16 protein-coding genes and 1 tRNA gene are annotated in these 20,896 nt (G+C 64.8%); all 17 read left to right on the top strand.

The genetic code is table 11. The features are described 5' to 3' along the window. The coding region (locus AC3WMA_RS27450) for an EF-Tu C-terminal domain-related protein (RefSeq protein WP_082617441.1) at positions 1-81 on the top strand (81 nt) is incomplete at its 5' end. Positions 82-294: 213 nt separating this feature from the next. Continuing rightward, entirely contained in the window at positions 295-1,419 is a 1,125-nt protein-coding gene (locus AC3WMA_RS27445; RefSeq protein ID WP_492288414.1) for a Gfo/Idh/MocA family protein, read from the top strand. Positions 1,420-1,560: 141 nt separating this feature from the next. Continuing rightward, positions 1,561-2,460 (top strand): dihydrodipicolinate synthase family protein, encoded by a 900-nt coding sequence (locus AC3WMA_RS27440; protein WP_492288413.1) that lies wholly within the window; start codon positions 1,561-1,563, stop codon positions 2,458-2,460. Positions 2,461-2,521: 61 nt separating this feature from the next. Next, a tRNA-Trp gene (locus AC3WMA_RS27435) sits at positions 2,522-2,597 on the top strand. Positions 2,598-2,652: 55 nt separating this feature from the next. Continuing rightward, the gene (locus AC3WMA_RS27430) at positions 2,653-3,384 is read left to right on the top strand and encodes a class I SAM-dependent methyltransferase (protein WP_492288412.1); all 732 of its coding nucleotides are present in this window, start codon (positions 2,653-2,655) and stop codon (positions 3,382-3,384) included. A gap of 164 nt (positions 3,385-3,548) precedes the next feature. Then, on the top strand, positions 3,549-3,743 hold the full coding sequence (secE, locus tag AC3WMA_RS27425; RefSeq protein WP_061966725.1) for a preprotein translocase subunit SecE: 195 nt from the start codon (positions 3,549-3,551) through the stop codon (positions 3,741-3,743). Between the two features lie 14 nt (positions 3,744-3,757). Beyond that, positions 3,758-4,291, top strand: coding sequence for a transcription termination/antitermination protein NusG (nusG, locus tag AC3WMA_RS27420; protein WP_047577926.1), 534 nt, complete (start codon positions 3,758-3,760; stop codon positions 4,289-4,291). Between the two features lie 347 nt (positions 4,292-4,638). Then, entirely contained in the window at positions 4,639-5,070 is a 432-nt protein-coding gene (gene rplK / locus AC3WMA_RS27415; protein ID WP_492288411.1) for a 50S ribosomal protein L11, read from the top strand. Between the two features lie 13 nt (positions 5,071-5,083). Next, the gene (gene rplA, locus AC3WMA_RS27410; protein ID WP_265059853.1) at positions 5,084-5,782 is read left to right on the top strand and encodes a 50S ribosomal protein L1; all 699 of its coding nucleotides are present in this window, start codon (positions 5,084-5,086) and stop codon (positions 5,780-5,782) included. Positions 5,783-6,298: 516 nt separating this feature from the next. Further along, positions 6,299-6,814 carry a 50S ribosomal protein L10 gene (rplJ, locus tag AC3WMA_RS27405; protein ID WP_492288410.1) on the top strand — a complete coding sequence of 172 codons (516 nt, stop codon included), beginning with the start codon at positions 6,299-6,301 and terminating at the stop codon, positions 6,812-6,814. 48 nt (positions 6,815-6,862) lie between these two features. Continuing rightward, positions 6,863-7,243 (top strand): 50S ribosomal protein L7/L12, encoded by a 381-nt coding sequence (rplL, locus tag AC3WMA_RS27400; protein ID WP_112580465.1) that lies wholly within the window; start codon positions 6,863-6,865, stop codon positions 7,241-7,243. 255 nt (positions 7,244-7,498) lie between these two features. Beyond that, the gene (gene rpoB, locus AC3WMA_RS27395; protein WP_492288409.1) at positions 7,499-11,620 is read left to right on the top strand and encodes a DNA-directed RNA polymerase subunit beta; all 4,122 of its coding nucleotides are present in this window, start codon (positions 7,499-7,501) and stop codon (positions 11,618-11,620) included. 109 nt (positions 11,621-11,729) lie between these two features. Beyond that, positions 11,730-15,914 (top strand): DNA-directed RNA polymerase subunit beta', encoded by a 4,185-nt coding sequence (rpoC, locus tag AC3WMA_RS27390; RefSeq protein ID WP_492288408.1) that lies wholly within the window; start codon positions 11,730-11,732, stop codon positions 15,912-15,914. A gap of 138 nt (positions 15,915-16,052) precedes the next feature. Then, the gene (locus AC3WMA_RS27385) at positions 16,053-17,225 is read left to right on the top strand and encodes a helix-turn-helix transcriptional regulator (protein WP_492288407.1); all 1,173 of its coding nucleotides are present in this window, start codon (positions 16,053-16,055) and stop codon (positions 17,223-17,225) included. 521 nt (positions 17,226-17,746) lie between these two features. Next, entirely contained in the window at positions 17,747-18,118 is a 372-nt protein-coding gene (rpsL, locus tag AC3WMA_RS27380) for a 30S ribosomal protein S12 (RefSeq protein ID WP_199085547.1), read from the top strand. A 70-nt stretch (positions 18,119-18,188) separates the two neighbouring features. Beyond that, complete coding sequence (gene rpsG / locus AC3WMA_RS27375) at positions 18,189-18,659, top strand: 30S ribosomal protein S7 (protein WP_089175040.1); 471 nt, start codon at positions 18,189-18,191, stop codon at positions 18,657-18,659. 33 nt (positions 18,660-18,692) lie between these two features. Further along, positions 18,693-20,768, top strand: a complete 2,076-nt coding sequence (fusA, locus tag AC3WMA_RS27370) for an elongation factor G (RefSeq protein WP_492288406.1) — start codon at positions 18,693-18,695, stop codon at positions 20,766-20,768. Positions 20,769-20,896: the final 128 nt, after the last annotated feature.

Here is a 20,896-nt window from a genome sequence, read left to right as displayed (position 1 = left end):
ATGGAAGAGAAGCTGCGCTTCGCCATCCGCGAAGGCGGTCGTACCGTCGGCGCCGGCGTCGTCGCTAGCATCATCGCCTGATCGACTTCACGTACAGCGATTTGGGAAAGGGCGGTGGCGACACCGCCCTTTTTCTTTGTCGGGAGTGTTCTCGGCTGGTCGGCGAGCGCGTCGGAGCGGCTTGTTCAATAATCTGTGCACAGCTGTGCATGTTCGCGCCATGGCGCACCGACAATCAGCCGGCTATCAGTTCGGCAACGTCGCCGTTTCGAGAGCGACTGCCGGGAGACGCCGATGACGACGGGAAAGCCAAGGCTGAGGATCGGCCTGATCGGCTCGGGCTTCATGGGCAAGGCCCATGTCTTCGGCTTCGCCGCGGCGCAGCGGGTCTTCGACCTGCCTTTCGAGCTTGAACTGCATACGGTCGCCGACCGTGACGAAGCGCTCGCAGCGGCGGCGGCGCGGACGCTCGGCTTCGCCCGTTCCAGCGGCGACTGGCGCAGCCTCATTGCCGATCCCGAGATCGACCTGATCGACATCACCGCGCCGAACGCCTTCCATCGCGAGATGGCGCTCGCGGCCATCGCTGCCGGCAAGCATGTCTATTGCGAGAAGCCGCTGGCGCCGACGGCGGCCGAGGCGCGCGAGATGGCCGATGCGGCGGCTGCAGCGACGATCAAGACACAGGTCGGCTTCAACTATCTCTGCAATCCGATGCTCGGGCTGGCGCGGGAGATGATCCGGGCCGGCGAGATCGGTGAGGTCAGAAGCTATCGCGGCATCCATGCCGAGGACTACATGGCCGATGCGGCGACGCCTTTCGGCTTCCGGCATGAGCCGGCCGGCGGCGGGGCGCTGGCCGATATCGGCAGCCATGCGCTGGCGACGGCCGAATTCCTGCTCGGACCGATCACAAAGGTGATGGGCGATTGCGTCACCGCCATTGCCAGCCGTCCGGATGGCCGGGGCGGGCAGCGCGCGGTCGAGGTCGATGACAGCGGTCGAGCGTTCCTGCGCTTCGCCAATGGCGCCAGCGGCAGCATCGAGGCGAGCTGGATCGCGACCGGTCGGAAGATGCAGCATGATTTCGAGGTCTACGGCACCAAGGGCGCGCTGCTCTTCACGCAGGAGCGTTTGAATGAGCTGCACTTTTACAGCACGGCCGATGCTGCCGGGCGACGCGGCTTCCGCCGGATCGAGGCCGGGCCGGAGCACGAGCCCTATGGGCTGTTCTGCGTGGCGCCGGGCCATCAGCTCGGCTTCAACGACCTGAAGGCGATCGAGGTGGCGCGCTTCATGGACGCGATCGCGGGGCTGGCGCCCGAGCCGTTCGACTTCCGGGCGGGAGAGCGCATCCAGATGCTGGTCGAGACGATCCAGGCCTCGGCGCGGGAAGGGCGCTGGCTCGACATCGCCTGATCCTGCGGATGGCGCAGGGCGCCCGCCTGCCGGGCGGGCTGGTCGCGGGAATGGCGGCTCTCTAGAAACGAGGGCAGGGCCGTCACCCGATCCGCGCCATACGCGGACGCCCCGCAGAGCGGCCCAGGGGAGGTTCGTCTCATGGGTTTCGCGCCGCCGTTTCCGGGTATCCATTCGATCGTCTTCGCGCTGTTCGACGCGCATGAACGGCTCGACCGCGCAGCGATGCGCAAGCAGACGCAGATCAGCCTCGATCTCGACGTGCAGGGCATGGCGGCGCTGGGGCTCGCGACCGAAGTCTCGAAGCTCAGCTTCACCGAGCGCTGCACCGTGATGGAATGGATGGCGGAGGATGTGGCGGGCAGGAAGCCGCTCGCCTTCACGATCTTCGGCTCCTCGGTGGCGGAGCAGGCCGCGCTGGTGAAGGTCGCCGAGCAGAACGGTGCCGACTGGGTGATTCTCCAGCCGCCGATGGTCGGCAGCTTCGGGGCGGCCGAATACATCAATTTCTTCGGGCGCATCGCCGAGACGACCTCACTGCCGGTCGCGATCCAGAACGCGCCGGCCTATATGGGGCGCGGCCTTTCGGCGGAGGATATCCGCGAGCTGACGCGGCGCTATCCGAATATCGGCCTGATCAAGGGCGAGGGCTCGGTCGTCGAGATCGAGCGGCTGATCGCGGTCACCGAGGGCCGCTTGCCGATTCTCAACGGGCGCGGCGGGCTTGAGCTGATCGACAATTTCCGCGCCGGCTGCGCCGGGATGATCCTGGCGCCGGACACGATCGACTACGCTCTGCGCGCCTATGCCCGTTACAAGGCCGGCGACGAGGCGGGGGCGGATGCCGCCTATCGCGAGGTCCTGCCGGCGATCACCTTCATCATGCAGTCGATCGAGACGCTGCTTTGTTACGGCAAGCGCATCTTCGGGGCCCGTGCCGGCATCGCGATCCATGATCGCGGCCCGGCGCTGAGGCCCACCGAATTCGGGCTGAAGCTGGTCGAGCGCTACGCGGCCGAGCTCGGCCCTTACAGCAAATGAGGATGACCCGCGATTTCGACTTGAAATGCATCGCGCCTTGGGGCACATGACGCCCACCTGCAGGGGTATAGCTCAGTTGGTAGAGCGGCGGTCTCCAAAACCGCAGGTCGCGGGTTCGAGCCCTGCTGCCCCTGCCAGTCGTCCCGCTGGCGACTTGAAGCCCGGATGCCCAAGCAGGTTGGCGAGGCATCCATGACCCAGAACATCTACGACGACGAGACCTTCTTCGCGGGCTACAGCCAGCTGCCGCGGTCCGTCCAGGGTCTGGACGGCGCTCCGGAATGGCCCGTGCTGCGCGGAATGCTGCCCGAACTCGCTGGTAAGAGCGCTCTCGATCTCGGCTGCGGCTTCGGTTGGTTCTGCCGTTTCGCGGCGGGCGAGGGCTCTGCGAACGTGCTCGGTGTCGACGTGTCCGAGAAGATGCTGGAGCGGGCGCGGCGCGAGACGCCCGATTCCCGCGTGGCCTATGAGCGTGCCGACCTCGAAACCTACGCACCGCCAGCCGCGGCCTTCGATGCCGCCTATAGCTCGCTTGCCTTCCACTACATCGAGGATCTCGCCGGGTTGTTCGGGCGTGTGCATGCGGCGCTGAAGCCGGGCGGCAGCCTTGTCTGTTCGGTCGAGCATCCGATCATGACCGCGCCGGTTCGGCAGGAATGGCTCGTCGATGCCGATGGCCGCGCGACCTGGCCGGTCAACGGCTATCACGACGAGGGCAGGCGGGTGAGCAACTGGCTGGCCGAAGGCGTGGTCAAGCGCCATCGGACCATCGGCACCTATCTCGACCTGCTGCTCGGTGGGGGCTTTAGGCTGGACCGGCTGGTCGAATGGGCGCCGAGCCCGGAGCAGGTCGCGGCCGAGCCTGGATGGGCAAGGGAGCGTGAGCGGCCGTTCTTCCTGCTGATCGCGGTGAGCCGGGCCTGAGAGGAGGCCGAACCCGAAAGGGTCTTGGCTAAAGGCCGCAAGCGATGTATGAGGCTTGCAACGACGGCGCGCAACCCTCCCCGGGTTCCGCGCCGCGAATGTTTCAGGACGGCCGAATCGGCACCGCAAGAGATCGCGGACCGGCTCGGAACCCGAGGTGGTTCATGGCGAAATCCAATCCCTTCCAGTTCCTGCAGGACGTGCGCTCCGAGGCGACCAAGGTCACCTGGCCGTCGCGCCGCGAGACGCTGATCACCACGGGCCTCGTGCTCGCCATGGTGGTCCTGTCCAGCCTGTTCTTCCTCTTCACCGACACCGTCATCCGCTGGGTGCTCGGCCTCGTCCTCGGCGCCCGTTGAACGGAATTACGAACGTGAGCACCCGCTGGTATATCGTCCACGCCTATTCGAACTTCGAGAACAAGGTCGCCCAGTCGATCCGCGACCAGGCCGCGCAGCGTAACCTCGCCGACAAGTTCGACGAGGTGCTGGTGCCGACCGAGAAGGTCGTCGAGGTTCGCCGCGGCCGCAAGGTCGACACCGAGCGCAAGTTCTTCCCCGGCTATGTCCTGGTGAAGTGCGAGATGACCGACGAGGTCTATCACCTCATCAAGAACACGCCGAAGGTCACCGGCTTCCTGGGCGCCGACAAGGCCAAGCCCATGCCGATCCCCGAGCATGAGGCGATGCGGATCAAGGGCCAGGTCGCCGAGGGCATCGAGCGGCCGAAGCCGACGATCGTTTTCGAGGTCGGCGAGCAGGTCAAGGTCGCGGACGGCCCCTTCGCTTCGTTCAACGGCGTCGTCGAGGATGTCGATCACGCCCGCGCCCGCCTCAAGGTCGCGGTGTCGATCTTCGGCCGCGCCACGCCGGTCGAGCTGGAATACAGCCAGGTCGAGAAGCTCTGAGGCTTTTCGACCCCGTTCCGGAGCTCTCATCCTGAGGAGTCGCCTTAGCGGCGTCTCGAAGGATGATTCAGGAGGCTCCGGAATGATCTGGAACATCCTTCGAGGCGCAAGCTCCGCTTGCTTCTCAAGGTGAGGGCTGTGGTTCGCCATTAACGAATCCACTTCCCTTCGGCGCTGCCTTATGTCATAGGGCGCGCCTCAACCGCGTGGGAGGCGTTCCGGTCGCCAGCCGGACTCAAGGCGCCGCACCACGCACTGCAACCACCCCGGCCCCGATGAAGAGCATCGGCAGGCGGGGTCGTCGTCGTTCCGAATAGGCATCGGAGCGGACGTCAGGAGCAGCCATCATGGCGAAGAAGATCACGGGCTACGTGAAGCTTCAGGTTCCGGCGGGCGCGGCTAATCCGTCGCCGCCGATCGGTCCGGCGCTGGGTCAGCGCGGCCTCAACATCATGGAATTCTGCAAGGCCTTCAACGCGAAGACCCAGCAGATGGAAAAGGGCATGCCGATCCCGGTGATCATCACCGCGTATGCCGATCGTTCCTTCACCTTCGAGATGAAGCAGCCGCCGGTCTCGTACTGGCTGAAGAAGGCTGCTGGCCTGACCGCGGGTTCGAAGACCCCGGGCAAGGGCGGCAACGTCGGCAAGGTCACCACTGCGCAGATCGCCGAGATCGCCGAGAAGAAGATGGCCGATCTCAACTGCGACACCGTCGAATCGGCTTCGGCCATGATCCGTGGCTCGGCCAGGTCCATGGGCCTGGAAGTCGTGGGCTGAGGGAGGCTGACCAATGGCACATGTCGGAAAGCGCGTCGTCAAGGGCCGTGAAGGCATTGACCGCACCAAGCTGTACTCGCTCGACCAGGCTGTCACGTTCATCAAGGAACGCGCCAACGCCAAGTTCGACGAGACTGTCGAGATCGCGATGAATCTCGGCGTCGATCCCCGTCACGCCGACCAGATGGTCCGCGGCGTCTGCAACCTGCCGAACGGTTCGGGCCGCACGCTGCGCGTCGCCGTCTTCGCCCGCGGCGCCAAGGCCGATGAGGCCAAGGCTGCGGGTGCCGACATCGTCGGCGCCGAGGAGCTGGTCGAGTCCGTCCAGAAGGGCGAGATCAACTTCGATCGCTGCATCGCGACCCCGGACATGATGGGTCTCGTCGGCCGTCTCGGTAAGGTTCTCGGCCCGCGCGGCCTGATGCCGAACCCGCGCGTCGGCACCGTCACCATGGACGTGACCGCCGCCGTCGCCGCCTCGAAGGGTGGTTCGGTGGAGTTCCGCGTCGAGAAGGCCGGTATCGTTCACGCCGCCGTCGGCAAGGCCTCGTTCTCGGCCGAGAAGCTCTCGGAGAACATCAAGGCTTTCGTCGACTCGGTCGCCAAGGCGAAGCCCGCCGGCGCCAAGGGCACCTACATCCAGCGCGTCGCCCTGTCGTCGACCATGGGCCCGGGCGTCAAGATCGAGCCGAACACCGTCATCGGTGGCTGACAAGCTTGAGGGAAGGGCGGCTGGCTGACCGGCCGCCCACCCGCTCTTGATTTCGTGAAGTCAAGAGCCTACTTGGCAGAAGCAGGCTAAAGCGTTATGACGCAGCCTGTTTCCATAAGTGAAGGGGCTCCAGCGTGCCTGGCACGAAGGGGTCTGTTTCGCGTTTTTCGGCGGTTTTCCGCTGAAGAATGGGTGATTTGAGCCGGGGAAAGTGATTTCCGAGGCATGGAATCATCCAGTCCTGTCTGAGACTGCAGGTGCCTTCCCGGTTCGTCCGGGAGCATAATTTCGCCAAGAGGCCTGCATAGACGGTGCAAGAGCTTAGTCCCGGATCGCGAGATCCGGAAAAGACGGTTCGAACCATCTCGCCCGATCGCGGCCCCTCGTGGGTTCGGGAGCGGGGACAGGGCACCAAGCGTCGCTTTGCGGGGCGCCGGTGTCAACCGGGGTTTCGGGAAGCGGCATTTGCAACCGGCGGCCAGCCCTCAAGGCTTGTCGCCTACCGGAGAGAGCCCAGTGGATAAAGCGGCAAAGAAAGATGCCGTCGCGTCGCTGAACGATGTGTTTGCGAACACGTCGGTCGTCGTCGTGGCCCACTATGCGGGTTTGACCGTGGCCCAGTTCCAGAAGCTTCGTCGCGAGATGAAGGCGAATGGCGCCACTGTTAAGGTCGCAAAGAACCGCTTGGCCAAGATCGCTCTTGAAGGCACCGACGTCGCGTCCATCAGCAAGCTGCTGACGGGTCCCACCCTGATCGCTTATTCAAACGATCCGGTCGCGGCGCCGAAGGTCGCCACCGCTTTCGCCAAGGAAAACGACAAGCTCGTCATCCTGGGCGGCGCGATGGGCACGACCGCCCTGAACCCCGATGGTGTCAAGGCCCTGGCCACGATGCCCTCGCTCGACGAAATGCGCGCCAAGCTCATCGGCCTTATCCAGGCCCCGGCTACGAAGCTCGCGCAGCTCACGAACGCGCCCGCCGGCAAGCTGGCTCGCGTGGTTCAGGCTTACGCCGACAAGAATGCGGCTTGATAGCCAGCAACCCTTATCGTTCGAACCTCTTAAGACAGGAAGTTAAACATGGCCGATCTCGCCAAGCTCGTCGACGAGCTGTCGTCGCTCACCGTTCTCGAGGCCGCTGACCTCGCCAAGATGCTCGAAGAGAAGTGGGGCGTTTCCGCCGCCGCCGCCGTCGCTGTTGCGGCTGGTCCGGCTGCTGGCGGTGGCGCTGCCGCCGCTGCTGAAGAGCAGACCGAGTTCACCGTTGTCCTGGCTTCGGCCGGCGACAAGAAGATCGAGGTGATCAAGGAAGTCCGCGCCATCACCGGCCTGGGCCTCAAGGAAGCCAAGGACCTGGTCGAAGGCGCTCCGAAGCCGGTCAAGGAGTCGGTTGGCAAGGACGAGGCCGAGAAGCTCAAGAAGCAGCTCGAGGCCGTCGGCGCCAAGGTCGAGCTCAAGTGAGCTTGGGCCGGCTGATGCCGGTCCGACCGTAGTCACTATCGACAGTCCCGGGGCGCTTAACGCCTCCGGGGCTGTTGCGTCGTTTCCGCGCAAGTGCGCGGGAGTTGTTGATGGGGCCTGCTGCAACCGTGCGGTGCGGCTTCAACTGAAATGCAGGTCGGCGCGATGCGGCGCCGAACGGCTCACCCGGCGGCCTGCCGCCTTCGACCGCCCGGACCTCCGGGTGAGCCGTCCGAAGAGATTGCGAGGAACAACATGGTCAATTCGCTCCAGGGTCGCAGGCGCGTCCGCAAGTTCTTCGGCAAACTCAAGGAAGTGGCTGAGATGCCGAACCTCATCGAGGTTCAGAAGGCGTCCTATGACCAGTTCCTGATGGTCGACGAGCCCAAGGGCGGTCGCGCCGACGAGGGCCTCCAGTCCGTCTTCAAGTCCGTCTTCCCGATCGGCGATTTCTCCGGCGCCTCGCTGCTGGAGTTCGTGAAGTACACCTTCGAGCCGCCGAAATACGACGTCGACGAGTGCCGCCAGCGCGGCATGACCTTCTCGGCGCCGCTCAAGGTGACGCTGCGCCTGATCGTGTTCGATATCGATCCCGACACCCAGGCCAAGTCCGTCAAGGACATCAAGGAGCAGGATGTCTACATGGGCGACATGCCGCTCATGACCGACAACGGCACCTTCATCGTCAACGGCACCGAGCGCGTCATCGTCTCGCAGATGCACCGTTCGCCGGGCGTGTTCTTCGATCACGACAAGGGCAAGACCCATTCCTCGGGCAAGCTGCTCTTCGCCGCGCGCATCATCCCCTATCGCGGTTCCTGGCTCGACATCGAGTTCGACGCCAAGGACATCGTCTATGCCCGTATCGACCGGAAGCGTAAGATCCCGGTCACCTCGCTGCTGTTCGCGCTCGGCATGGACGGTGAGGAGATCCTCAACCGCTTCTACAAGCACATCACCTACGCCAAGGACGCCAAGGGCTGGCGCGTTCCCTACGACGCGGAGCGCATGAAGGGCTTCAAGGCCTCCGAGGACCTGATCGACGCCGATACCGGTGAGGTCGTGGTCGAGGCCGGCAAGAAGCTCGTCGCCCGCACCGCTCGCCAGCTGGCCGAGAAGGGCCTGAAGTTCCTGCGCGCGCAGGACGAGGACCTGTACACCCAGTACATCGCCGAGGACCTGGTCAACCCGGCGACGGGCGAGGTCTATGCCGAGGCCGGCGAGGAAATCACCGAGAAGCTCCTGAAGCAGCTCGTCGATGACGGCTTCGACGAGATCCCGGTGCTCGACATCGACCACATCACGGTCGGCCCCTATATCCGCAACACGCTGAACGTCGACAAGAACTCGCGCCGCGAGGAAGCCCTGTTCGACATCTACCGCGTGATGCGTCCGGGCGAGCCGCCGACCCTCGAGACGGCTGAGAACATGTTCCAGTCGCTGTTCTTCGACGCCGAGCGCTACGACCTTTCGGCCGTGGGCCGCGTCAAGATGAACATGCGCCTCGACCTCGACGCCGAGGACACCGTGCGCATCCTGCGCAAGGAAGACATCTTCGCGGTCGTCAAGGCGCTGGTCGACCTGCGCGACGGCAAGGGCGAGATCGACGACATCGACCATCTCGGCAACCGCCGCGTGCGCTCGGTCGGCGAGCTCATGGAGAACCAGTACCGTCTGGGCCTGCTCCGCATGGAGCGCGCCATCAAGGAGCGCATGTCCTCGGTCGATATCGACACGGTCATGCCGCAGGACCTGATCAACGCGAAGCCGGCGGCCGCAGCCGTGCGCGAGTTCTTCGGCTCGTCGCAGCTCTCGCAGTTCATGGACCAGACCAACCCGCTCTCGGAAGTCACCCACAAGCGCCGTCTCTCGGCGCTTGGCCCGGGCGGCCTGACCCGTGAGCGCGCCGGCTTCGAGGTGCGCGACGTGCACCCGACGCACTATGGCCGCATCTGCCCGATCGAGACGCCGGAAGGCCCGAATATCGGCCTGATCAACTCGCTCGCCACCTTCGCGCGGGTGAACAAGTACGGCTTCATCGAGAGCCCGTATCGCCGCATCCGTGACGGCAAGGTCACGAACGAGGTGATCTATCTCTCGGCGATGGAAGAGGCGAAGTACAACGTCGCCCAGGCGAATGCCGCCGTCGATGCCGAAGGCCGCCTGACGGACGACCTGATCGTCTGCCGCCGCGCCGGCGAAGTCATCGTCACCCCGGTCGACAAGGTCGACTTCCAGGACGTGTCGCCGAAGCAGCTCGTCTCCGTCGCCGCGGCGCTGATCCCGTTCCTTGAGAACGACGACGCGAACCGCGCGCTGATGGGCTCGAACATGCAGCGCCAGGCGGTGCCGCTGGTTCGCGCCGACGCGCCCTTCGTCGGCACCGGCATGGAAGCCGTCGTCGCCCGTGACTCGGGTGCTGCGATCGCGGCTCGCCGCGGCGGTATCGTCGACCAGGTCGACGCGACCCGTATCGTCATCCGCGCTTCGGACGAGATGGACCCGACCAAGCCGGGCGTCGACATCTACCGGCTGCAGAAGTTCCAGCGCTCCAACCAGTCGACCTGCATCACGCAGCGTCCGCTGGTCCGCGTCGGCGACATCGTCAAGAAGGGCGACATCGTCGCCGACGGCCCGTCGACGGAGTTCGGCGAGCTGGCGCTCGGCCGGAACGTGCTCGTCGCGTTCATGCCGTGGAACGGCTACAACTTCGAGGACTCGATCCTTCTCTCCGAGAACATCGTGGCCCAGGACGTCTTCACCTCGATCCATATCGAGGAGTTCGAGGTCATGGCCCGCGACACCAAGCTCGGCCCGGAGGAAATCACGCGCGACATTCCGAACGTTTCGGAAGAGGCGCTGAAGAACCTCGACGAAGCCGGCATCGTCTATATCGGCGCTGAAGTGGCGGCGGGCGACATCCTCGTCGGCAAGATCACGCCGAAGGGCGAGAGCCCGATGACCCCGGAAGAGAAGCTGCTGCGCGCCATCTTCGGCGAGAAGGCTTCGGACGTGCGCGACACCTCGTTGCGCGTTCCCCCGGGCGTCCAGGGCACGATCGTCGAGGTCCGCGTGTTCAACCGCCATGGCGTCGACAAGGACGAGCGCGCCCAGGCGATCGAGCGCGAGGAAATCGAGCGTCTCGCCAAGGACCGTGACGACGAGCAGGCGATCCTGGACCGCAACACCTTCGCGCGTCTGGCCGAGATCCTGACCGGCAAGACCGGCCTCGCCGGCCCGAAGGGCTTCAAGAAGGATACGGTCATCACCCGCGAGGTGATGAGCGAATTCCCGCGTTCGCAGTGGTGGCTGTTCGCGACCGCCGAAGACTCGCTGATGACCGAGATCGAGGCGATGCGGAAGCAGTACGACGAGTCGAAGAAGCGCCTTGAGCAGCGCTTCCTCGACAAGGTCGAGAAGCTGCAGCGTGGCGACGAATTGCCTCCGGGCGTGATGAAGATGGTCAAGGTCTTCGTCGCGGTGAAGCGCAAGATCCAGCCGGGCGACAAGATGGCCGGCCGCCACGGCAACAAGGGCGTGGTCTCGCGCATCGTGCCGGTGGAGGACATGCCGTTCCTTGAGGACGGCACCCATGCCGACATCGTGCTGAACCCGCTCGGCGTGCCCTCGCGCATGAACGTCGGACAGATCCTGGAGACCCATCTGGGCTGGGCGGCTGCGGGCCTCGGCAAGCAGATCGGCAAGGCGCTCGATGCCTACAAGAAGTCGAGCGACTTCAAGGCGCTGAAGGCCGAGTTCGATGCCGTCTACGAGGACAACGAGATCATCGCCTCGATGGACGAGGCCGAGCTCGTCGAGATGGGCCAGAACCTGCGTCGCGGCGTTCCCGTCGCGACCCCGGTCTTCAACGGCGCCAAGGAAGCCGATATCGAGCGTCTGCTGGAGCAGGCCGGCCTGCATAGCTCTGGTCAGTCGACCCTCTATGACGGCCGCACGGGTGAGCCTTTCGACCGCAAGGTGACGATGGGCTACATCTACATGCTCAAGCTGCACCACCTGGTCGACGACAAGATCCACGCCCGTTCGATCGGCCCGTACTCGCTCGTCACCCAGCAGCCGCTGGGCGGCAAGGCGCAGTTCGGCGGTCAGCGCTTCGGCGAAATGGAGGTCTGGGCGCTCGAAGCCTACGGTGCCGCCTACACCCTGCAGGAAATGCTGACGGTGAAGTCGGACGACGTCGCGGGCCGCACCAAGGTCTACGAGTCGATCGTGCGCGGCGAGGACAACTTCGAAGCGGGCATTCCGGAGAGCTTCAACGTTCTCGTGAAGGAAATGCGCTCGCTCGGCCTCAATGTCGAGCTGATCAACAACAAGGTGAAGCCGGGCGAGTTGCCGCCGGCCGAAGCGGCCGAATAAGCCGTTAACCAAACCTTGGGTACATGCCGGCGGCGCTGAGGCCGCCGGCCACGGATTTCAGAAGCCGGGCAGGGTGGCCTTCGTCCCCGCCGGCTAGAGGAGACAGGCGATGAAGCAAGAGGTCATGAACCTTTTCGGCCAGCAGCCGGTCCAGCAGGCCTTCGACGCGATCAAGATTTCGATCGCGAGCCCGGAGAAGATCCTGTCCTGGTCCTATGGCGAGATCAAAAAGCCGGAGACCATCAACTACCGCACGTTCAAGCCGGAGCGTGACGGCCTGTTCTGCGCGCGCATCTTCGGGCCGATCAAGGACTACGAGTGCCTGTGCGGCAAGTACAAGCGCATGAAGTTCAAGGGCGTCATCTGCGAAAAGTGCGGCGTGGAAGTCACGCTCGCCCGCGTCCGGCGCGAGCGCATGGGCCATATCGAGCTCGCCGCCCCGGTGGCGCATATCTGGTTCCTGAAGTCGCTGCCCTCGCGCATCGGCCTCCTGATGGATATGCCGCTCAAGGACCTGGAGCGCATCCTCTATTTCGAAAGCTATGTCGTCATCGAGCCGGGCCTGACCCCGCTCAAGGACCGTCAGCTGCTGTCGGAAGAAGAGTACGTCCGGGCTCAGGAAGAGTATGGCGCGGATACCTTCACCGCCATGATCGGCGCGGAAGCCATCCGCGAGATGCTGCGCGCGCTCGACCTCGACCAGATCAACGCCGATCTCAAGCATGAGATCGCGACGACGACGTCGGAGCTGAAGCCCAAGAAGCTGATGAAGCGCCTCAAGATCATCGAGGCCTTCCAGGAGTCGGGCAACAAGCCGGAATGGATGGTGATGACCCAGATCCCGGTCATCCCGCCGGATCTGCGCCCGCTCGTGCCGCTCGACGGCGGCCGCTTCGCGACCTCCGACCTGAACGACCTCTATCGCCGCGTCATCAACCGCAACAACCGCCTGAAGCGCCTGATCGAGCTGCGCGCGCCGGACATCATCATCCGCAACGAGAAGCGGATGCTGCAGGAGTCCGTCGACGCCCTGTTCGACAACGGCCGCCGCGGCCGCGTCATCACGGGTGCCAACAAGCGCCCGCTGAAGTCGCTCGCCGACATGCTGAAGGGCAAGCAGGGCCGCTTCCGCCAGAACCTGCTCGGCAAGCGCGTCGACTATTCGGGCCGCTCGGTCATCGTCGTCGGCCCGGAGATGAAGCTGCACCAGTGCGGCCTGCCGAAGAAGATGGCGCTGGAGCTGTTCAAGCCGTTCATCTATGCGCGCCTCGACGCCAAGGGCTACTCGACCACGGTCAAGCAAGCCAAGAAGCTCGTCGAGAAGGAGAAGCCGGAGGTCTGGGATATCCTGGACGAGGTCATCCGCGAGCATCCGGTGATGCTGAACCGCGCTCCGACGCTGCACCGCCTCGGCATCCAGGCTTTCGAGCCCGTGCTGATCGAGGGCAAGGCGATCCAGCTGCATCCGCTGGTCTGCGCCGCCTTCAACGCGGACTTCGACGGCGACCAGATGGCCGTGCACGTCCCGCTGTCGCTCGAAGCGCAGCTGGAAGCGCGCGTGCTGATGATGTCGACCAACAACATCCTGCACCCGGCGAACGGCATGCCGATCATCGTGCCGTCGCAGGACATCGTGCTCGGCCTGTACTACCTCTCGATCATCTCGGATGGCGAGCCGGGCCAGGGCAAGATCTTCGGCGATTTCGGCGAGCTCGAATACGCGCTGCACGAGAAGGTCGTGACGCTGCATTCGAAGATCAAGTATCGCTGGACCGGCGTCGGCCATGACGGCAAGCCGTACACGAAGATCTACGATACCACGCCGGGCCGCGTGATCCTCTCGACCGCGTTGCCGGAGCACCCGGCCGTGTCCTTCGACGTCGTCAACAAGCTGATGACGAAGAAGGAGATCTCCGGAATGATCGACGCCGTGTATCGCGGCTGCGGTCAGAAGGAATCCGTGATCTTCTGCGACCGCGTCATGGGGCTGGGCTTCAAGCACGCCTTCAAGGCCGGCATCTCCTTCGGCAAGGACGACATGGTCGTGCCGGAGAACAAGTGGGAGATCGTCGACACGACCCGCGCGCTCGCCAAGGATTACGAGCAGCAGTACCAGGACGGCCTGATCACCCAGGGCGAGAAGTACAATAAGGTCGTCGACGCCTGGGCGAAGTGCTCCGACAAGCTCGCCCAGGAGATGATGGCCCGCATCTCGACCGTCCAGAAGGATGAGACCGGCCGCGACAAGCAGATCAACTCGATCTACATGATGTCGCACTCGGGCGCCCGTGGTTCGCCGGCGCAGATGCGCCAGCTCGCCGCCATGCGCGGCCTGATGGCCAAGCCGTCGGGCGAGATCATCGAGTCGCCGATCATCTCGAACTTCAAGGAAGGCCTCGACGTTCTCGAGTACTTCAACTCGACCCACGGCGCCCGCAAGGGTCTCGCCGATACGGCGCTCAAGACGGCCAACTCCGGCTATCTCACCCGCCGTCTCGTCGACGTGGCGCAGGACGCGATCATCTCCGAGACGGATTGCGGCTCGGATAACGGCATCAAGATGCGCGCCATCGTCGATGCCGGCCAGGTCGTGGCTTCGCTCGGCATGCGCATCCTGGGTCGCGCGACAGCCGAGGACATCGTCGACGTCGAAGGCAAGATCGTCGTCGCCAAGGGCGTGGTGATCGAGGAAAGCGACATCGCCAAGATCAACGCCGCCGGCGTCCAGGAGGTGAAGATCCGTTCGGTTCTCACCTGCGAGACCAAGAACGGCGTCTGCGCCACCTGCTACGGTCGCGACCTCGCTCGCGGCACGCCCGTCAACATGGGCGAGGCCGTCGGCGTCATCGCGGCGCAGTCGATCGGCGAGCCGGGCACGCAGCTCACCATGCGTACCTTCCACATCGGCGGCGCGGCCACCATCGCCGACCAGTCCTTCGTCGAGTCGAACTTCGAAGGCACGGTCAAGATGCGCAACCGCAACGTCGCGCGGAACTCGGACGGCGACCTGATCGCCATGGCGCGCAACATCGCCATCGTGATCGTCGGTCCGGACGGCGCCGAGCGCGCGGTCCATCGCGTCCAGTTCGGCTCGAAGCTTCGCGTGGACGAGGGCGACAAGGTCAAGCGCGGCCAGCGCCTGATCGAGTGGGATCCCTATTCCCGCCCGATCCTCGCGGAAGTGGACGGCAAGGTCGGCTACGAGGACCTCGTGGACGGCATGTCGATCACCGAGACGACCGACGAGGCGACCGGCATCTCCAAGCGCGTCGTCATCGACTGGCGCGGCTCGGCCCGTACGGCTGATCTCAAGCCGGCGATGGTGATCTACGGCGCCGACGGGAAGGTCGCGAAGCTCGCCCGCGGTGGCGAAGCCCGCTACATCCTGCCGGTCGACGGCATCATCTCGGTGGAGCCGGGCCATTCGATCAAGGCCGGCGACGTGCTCGCCCGTGTCTCGACCGACTCGGCCAAGACCCGCGACATCACCGGCGGTCTGCCGCGCGTCGCGGAGCTGTTCGAGGCGCGTCGTCCGAAGGATGCGGCGATCATCGCCGAGAAGTCGGGCGTGATCGGCTTCGGCAAGGACTACAAGAACAAGCGTCGCGTCACGCTGACGCCGCATGATGGTTCCGACGGGGTCGAGTACCTGATCCCGAAGGGCAAGCACATCCATCTCCAGGAAGGCGATGTCGTGGAGGTCGGCGACTACATCCTCGACGGCAACCCGGCCCCGCACGACATCCTGGCGATCAAGGGCGTCGAGGAGCTGGCGGCTTATCTGGTCAACGAAATCCAGGAGGTCTATCGCCTCCAGGGCGTGACCATCAACGACAAGCACATCGAGGTCATCGTCCGGCAGATGCTGCAGAAGGTCGAGATCACCGAGTCCGGCGACAGCGACATCCTGACCGGCGACCAGGTCGATCGGATCGAGCTGGAAGAGGTCAACGCGAAGCTGCGCGAAGAGGGCAAGAAGCCGGCATCCGGCGTCCCCGTCCTGCTCGGCATCACCAAGGCCTCGCTGCAGACCCGCTCCTTCATCTCGGCGGCGTCCTTCCAGGAGACCACCCGCGTCCTCACCGAGGCGGCGGTCAACGGCAAGTCGGACATGCTCGAAGGCCTCAAGGAGAACGTCATCGTCGGCTCGCTCATCCCGGCCGGCACCGGCGCCCAGGTCGCCCGCATCAAGCAGGTGGCTACGCGTCGCGACGATCTCATCGTCGGCCAGAAGGCGGATGCGGCGGCCAAGGCCGCCAAGGCCGCCGCTGCGGTGCTCCCGGCTGCCGAATAAGCAGCCCGGCGAAAGCCTATGCTCTCAAACGGCCGCCTTCGGGCGGCCGTTTTCTTTTGGGGCACCGCCTTGCAGCGCAGCCGCGCCTGCTTGACGCGGCCTCGGCGCCAACGCCTAAGGTTCAGCGGGGAGGGCGCCATGAGCTGGGCAGAGAAGCAGAAGGTTCCGGATACGCGCGACCGCGAGCCGTCTTCCGGCTTCGTCGCTGCGGTCGAGGCGATCTACGATGCCGCGCCGGCGCCCGAACGCTGGCCCGCTGCCTTGCAGGTGATCGCCGATTCCTTCGGCGATGTCGGCGCCCATTTGATCTACCAGCGCGAAGATGGCGCCTATGGCACGATCTGCTCGCCCGGACTGGAGGCGGCCCAGCGGGATTACGATGCAGGAGAGTGGTGGCGCCACGATGTCCGCTTCTCGCGCTCGCTCGAATGCGGGGCGATCGCGCGTTCCGACACCATTTCGGATCGCGACATCGCGACGCCCGAGGAAATGAAGGTCCTGCCTTTCTATGCGCAGTTCCTGCGCTCGCACGGACTCGGCTGGTTCGGCGGCGTCGGGATTTCGCCGGACCCGCGGGTCGGGGTCGCCCTGGCTGTCCAGCGTGCGACGGACAAGGAGCCATGGTCCGATGCGGAGCTCGAAACGCTGAGCCGGCTCGGCCGCCATGTCGAGAATGCGCTGCGGCTCGGCATCCGGCTGATCAATGCCGAAGCTTCGCAGCATGCGCTTGCCGATGCGCTGACGCGGCTCGGCGTCGGCGTCTTCCTGCTCGCGGGCGACGGGCGGGTGCTCTTCGCCAATCCTGCCGGGCAGATGCTCGCCGGCGACGGCCTGCTTGTCAGTCAGGGTAGGCTGACGGCGCGCGGCGAGGAGCCGCGCGAAGCATTGCGGGCCCGCATCACTGAAGCGGCCTTCGGTGATGCTATTCTGCTTAATGCGCCGCGACCGGTCATCGTGCAGGACCGGCAGCGCGACGGCTTCCTGGCCGTGCATGTCATTCCAGTGCGGGCGGCGGAGCGTGGCGCCGTCGAGGCGTTGCTCGCCGATGTCGTGGCGATCGCGGTCGTCACCAGCTCGCAGGTGGACGGCCCGGCCGATCCGGCGCTCGTTCGCGACCTGCTTGGCCTGACACTGGCCGAAGCGCGATTGACCGCACTGGTCGGGGTGGGACTGGCCCCACGCGAAGCGGGCGAGCGGCTTGGAATCACCGAGGAGACGGCGCGCACCACCTTGAAGCGGGTTTTCCAGAAGACCGGCGTGACACGGCAGAGTGAGCTCTCGGCGCTTCTGGCTCGAATGGCGGTTCGCTAGGGCAGGGCGCTCTGGCTGCTGTTCCCGGGACGGCTTCGCCCCGGCTGATGATTCTCTCCTGGGGATCGTGCGGAGGCCTCATTCAAGGGAGCTTTACGCTCCGTTTACGACAGCTATGCTGTCGATCGGCGCGCGGCCTGCGATCTTAGCCGGTTCGGAGCCGCCATTCGCCCAGTGGGTGGCGGAAATGCAGGCCTAAACCGGCCTGGAACCGGAATCCGGGGTTGACGCGAATCTCCGCGTGAGTCATAAGCGCGCCACTGTCGACGGCTGTCGGACACGTTTGTCGCTTGCGCTTCGTTCGCAAGCGAGTTTCGCGACCGAAACTCCGTCGGAATTCCAGCGTCGATTGACGACATGGCAGGATGCATGAACGCGGGTTTTCCGTGTTCCTCTGCTGGCGAACGCGCCTGAGGCCCCTGAAAGGGCGCCGATGGCGCGGCTTCGTTTATGTCATGGCTTTGCTCGGCCTGGGAGATTGACCAGGAATTTCCAAACGCTCAGTGGGGCGAGAGGCCAGAATGCCGACAATCAGCCAGCTCATCCGCAAGTCGCGGTCGCCCGTGAAGGCGCGTAACACCGCCCCGGCGCTTGAGAATTGCCCGCAGAAGCGCGGCGTTTGCACGCGCGTCTATACGACGACCCCGAAGAAGCCGAACTCGGCGCTCCGCAAGGTTGCGAAGGTTCGCCTGACCAACGGCTTCGAGGTGATCGGCTACATTCCGGGTGAGGGTCACAACCTCCAGGAGCACTCTGTCGTCATGATCCGTGGCGGCCGCGTGAAGGATCTTCCCGGCGTGCGCTATCACATCCTGCGCGGTGTGCTCGACACGCAGGGCGTCAAGAACCGCAAGCAGCGCCGTTCGAAGTACGGCGCCAAGCGTCCCAAGTAATTTCGGCCCGACCGGCCGGGCGACCCGCCTGAGCCGGTTCGCCGCGTTGAAGATTTACGGAGACTAGACGATGTCCCGCCGCCACAGTGCCGAAAAGCGCGAAGTTATCCCGGACCCGAAGTTCGGTGATATCGTCGTGACCAAGTTCATGAACTCGGTCATGTACGAAGGTAAGAAGTCGACCGCCGAGCGGATCGTCTACGGTGCCTTCGACATCATCGAGGCCAAGACCAAGAGCGAGCCGCTCGGCGTCTTCAAGTCGGCGCTCGAGAACGTCGCTCCGGCGATCGAGGTTCGTTCGCGTCGTGTCGGTGGCGCGACCTATCAGGTTCCGGTCGAAGTCCGCACCGAGCGCCGCCAGGCTCTCGCCATTCGCTGGCTGATCGCCGCCGCTCGCGGCCGCAACGACAAGACCATGGTTGAGCGCCTGTCGGCCGAGCTGATGGACGCCGCCAACAACCGCGGCAACGCGGTCAAGAAGCGCGAAGACACGCACCGGATGGCGGAAGCCAACCGCGCCTTCTCGCACTACCGCTGGTAAGCGGCGCGCTGACCCGAGACATAGAGCACGATCATGGCCCGTTCCCATCCCATCGACCGTTATCGCAACTTCGGCATCATGGCCCACATTGATGCCGGCAAGACGACGACGACCGAGCGCATCCTCTACTATACCGGCAAGTCCCATAAGATCGGCGAAGTCCATGACGGCGCCGCGACCATGGACTGGATGACGCAGGAGCAGGAGCGTGGCATCACGATCACCTCGGCTGCGACGACCTGCTTCTGGCAAGACAACCGCCTGAACATCATCGACACCCCCGGCCACGTCGACTTCACCATCGAAGTCGAGCGTTCGCTGCGTGTGCTCGACGGCGCCGTCTGCGTTCTCGACGGCAACCAGGGCGTCGAGCCCCAGACCGAGACCGTCTGGCGCCAGGCCGACAAGTACGACGTTCCGCGTATCGTGTTCGTCAACAAGATGGACAAGATCGGCGCCGATTTCTATCGCTGCGTCCAGGACATCATCGACCGCGTTGCCGGCAAGCCCGTCTGCCTGCAGATTCCGATCGGTTCGGAAGCCGCTTTCGCCGGCGTGATCGACCTCATCAAGATGAAGGCGATCGTCTGGAACGGCGAGGCGCTCGGCGCTTCGTTCGAGGAGCAGGACATCCCGGCTGACCTCGCCGACAAGGCTGCCGAGTATCGCAACAAGCTCGTCGAGGCCGCCGTCGAGATGGACGACGCCGCGATGGAGGCTTATCTCGAGGGCACCGAGCCGGATGCCGCGACGCTGCGCAAGCTCGTCCGCACGGCCGTGCAGCGCCGCGCGTTCCACCCGGTTCTCTGCGGCTCGGCCTTCAAGAACAAGGGCGTGCAGCCCCTGCTCGACGCCGTCGTCGACTTCCTGCCGTCGCCGGTCGATCGTGGCGCGGTCGAAGGCATCGACTTCAAGACGGAAGAGCCGACCACCCGCAACCCGACCGATGCCGATCCGTTCGCGATGCTCGCGTTCAAGATCATGGACGACCCCTTCGTCGGCACCATCACCTTCTGCCGCATCTATTCGGGCAAGGTCGAAGCTGGCCAGGGCGTCATCAACTCGACCCGTGACAAGAAAGAGCGCGTCGGCCGCATGCTGCTGATGCATGCGAACAACCGCGAGGACATCAAGGAGGCTTATGCCGGCGACATCGTCGCCCTGGCCGGCCTGAAGGACGTCCGCACCGGCGACACGCTCTGCGACCCGACCAACGCGGTCATCCTGGAGCGCATGGAGTTCCCCGAGCCGGTCATCACGATCGCGATCGAGCCGAAGTCCAAGGCCGACCAGGAGAAGCTGGGCCTCGCCCTGTCGAAGCTCGCGAACGAGGATCCGTCCTTCCGCGTGTCGACCGACCAGGAGAGCGGCCAGACCATCCTGAAGGGCATGGGCGAGCTCCATCTCGACATCAAGGTCGACATCCTGAAGCGCACCTACAAGGTCGACGCCAATATCGGCGCGCCGCAGGTTGCGTATCGCGAGACGCTGACCAAGAAGGCCGAGATCGACTACACCCACAAGAAGCAGACCGGCGGTACGGGCCAGTTCGCCCGCGTCAAGCTCGTCATCGAGCCGAACGAGACCGGCAAGGGCTTCGAGTTCGAGTCGAAGGTCGTCGGCGGTTCGGTGCCGAAGGAGTACATCCCCGGCGTCGAGAAGGGCCTGAACTCAGTCATCGGCTCGGGCGTGCTCGCCGGCTTCCCGGTCGTGGACGTCAAGGTCACGCTGATCGACGGCGCCTTCCACGAAGTCGACTCGTCGGCGCTCGCCTTCGAAATCGCCTCGCGTGCGGCTCTTCGTGAAGGTCTGCAGAAGGGCGGCTCCGTGCTGCTCGAGCCGATCATGAAGGTCGAGGTCGTGACCCCGGAAGACTATACCGGCTCGGTCATCGGCGACCTGAACTCGCGTCGTGGCCAGATCCAGGGCCAGGACATGCGCGGCAACGCCGTCGTGATCAACGCGATGGTTCCGCTGGCGAACATGTTCGGCTATGTGAACCAGCTTCGCTCGTTCTCGCAGGGCCGTGCCAACTACACGATGCAGTTCGACCACTATGAGCAGGTGCCGTCGGCGGTGGCCGCCGAGGTCCAGGCCAAGTACGCCTGAACCCCGCACCGAACCGACTGACCATTTGAACAAGATCTGACGGAGGCTACGATGGCCAAAGAGAAGTTTTCGCGGAACAAGCCGCACTGCAACATTGGAACGATTGGTCACGTTGACCATGGCAAGAC

The sequence above is a fragment of the Allobosea sp. FW305-C-101 genome (assembly GCF_058783685.1).
Note: the sequence above shows the minus strand (reverse complement) of the source record. Positions and strands in the feature narration are given on the sequence as shown.

What these genes read in the sequence shown, in the direction of transcription:
- secE (WP_061966725.1), top strand. Translation starts at nt 3,549, where the DNA reads ATGGCGAAATCCAATCCCTTCCAGTTCCTGCAGGACGTGCGCTCCGAG.
- rpsG (WP_089175040.1), top strand. Translation starts at nt 18,189, where the DNA reads ATGTCCCGCCGCCACAGTGCCGAAAAGCGCGAAGTTATCCCGGACCCG.
- AC3WMA_RS27440 (WP_492288413.1), top strand. Translation starts at nt 1,561, where the DNA reads ATGGGTTTCGCGCCGCCGTTTCCGGGTATCCATTCGATCGTCTTCGCG.
- rplL (WP_112580465.1), top strand. Translation starts at nt 6,863, where the DNA reads ATGGCCGATCTCGCCAAGCTCGTCGACGAGCTGTCGTCGCTCACCGTT.
- AC3WMA_RS27445 (WP_492288414.1), top strand. Translation starts at nt 295, where the DNA reads ATGACGACGGGAAAGCCAAGGCTGAGGATCGGCCTGATCGGCTCGGGC.
- rpsL (WP_199085547.1), top strand. Translation starts at nt 17,747, where the DNA reads ATGCCGACAATCAGCCAGCTCATCCGCAAGTCGCGGTCGCCCGTGAAG.
- AC3WMA_RS27385 (WP_492288407.1), top strand. Translation starts at nt 16,053, where the DNA reads ATGAGCTGGGCAGAGAAGCAGAAGGTTCCGGATACGCGCGACCGCGAG.
- rpoB (WP_492288409.1), top strand. Translation starts at nt 7,499, where the DNA reads ATGGTCAATTCGCTCCAGGGTCGCAGGCGCGTCCGCAAGTTCTTCGGC.
- fusA (WP_492288406.1), top strand. Translation starts at nt 18,693, where the DNA reads ATGGCCCGTTCCCATCCCATCGACCGTTATCGCAACTTCGGCATCATG.
- rpoC (WP_492288408.1), top strand. Translation starts at nt 11,730, where the DNA reads ATGAAGCAAGAGGTCATGAACCTTTTCGGCCAGCAGCCGGTCCAGCAG.
- AC3WMA_RS27430 (WP_492288412.1), top strand. Translation starts at nt 2,653, where the DNA reads ATGACCCAGAACATCTACGACGACGAGACCTTCTTCGCGGGCTACAGC.
- rplK (WP_492288411.1), top strand. Translation starts at nt 4,639, where the DNA reads ATGGCGAAGAAGATCACGGGCTACGTGAAGCTTCAGGTTCCGGCGGGC.
- rplA (WP_265059853.1), top strand. Translation starts at nt 5,084, where the DNA reads ATGGCACATGTCGGAAAGCGCGTCGTCAAGGGCCGTGAAGGCATTGAC.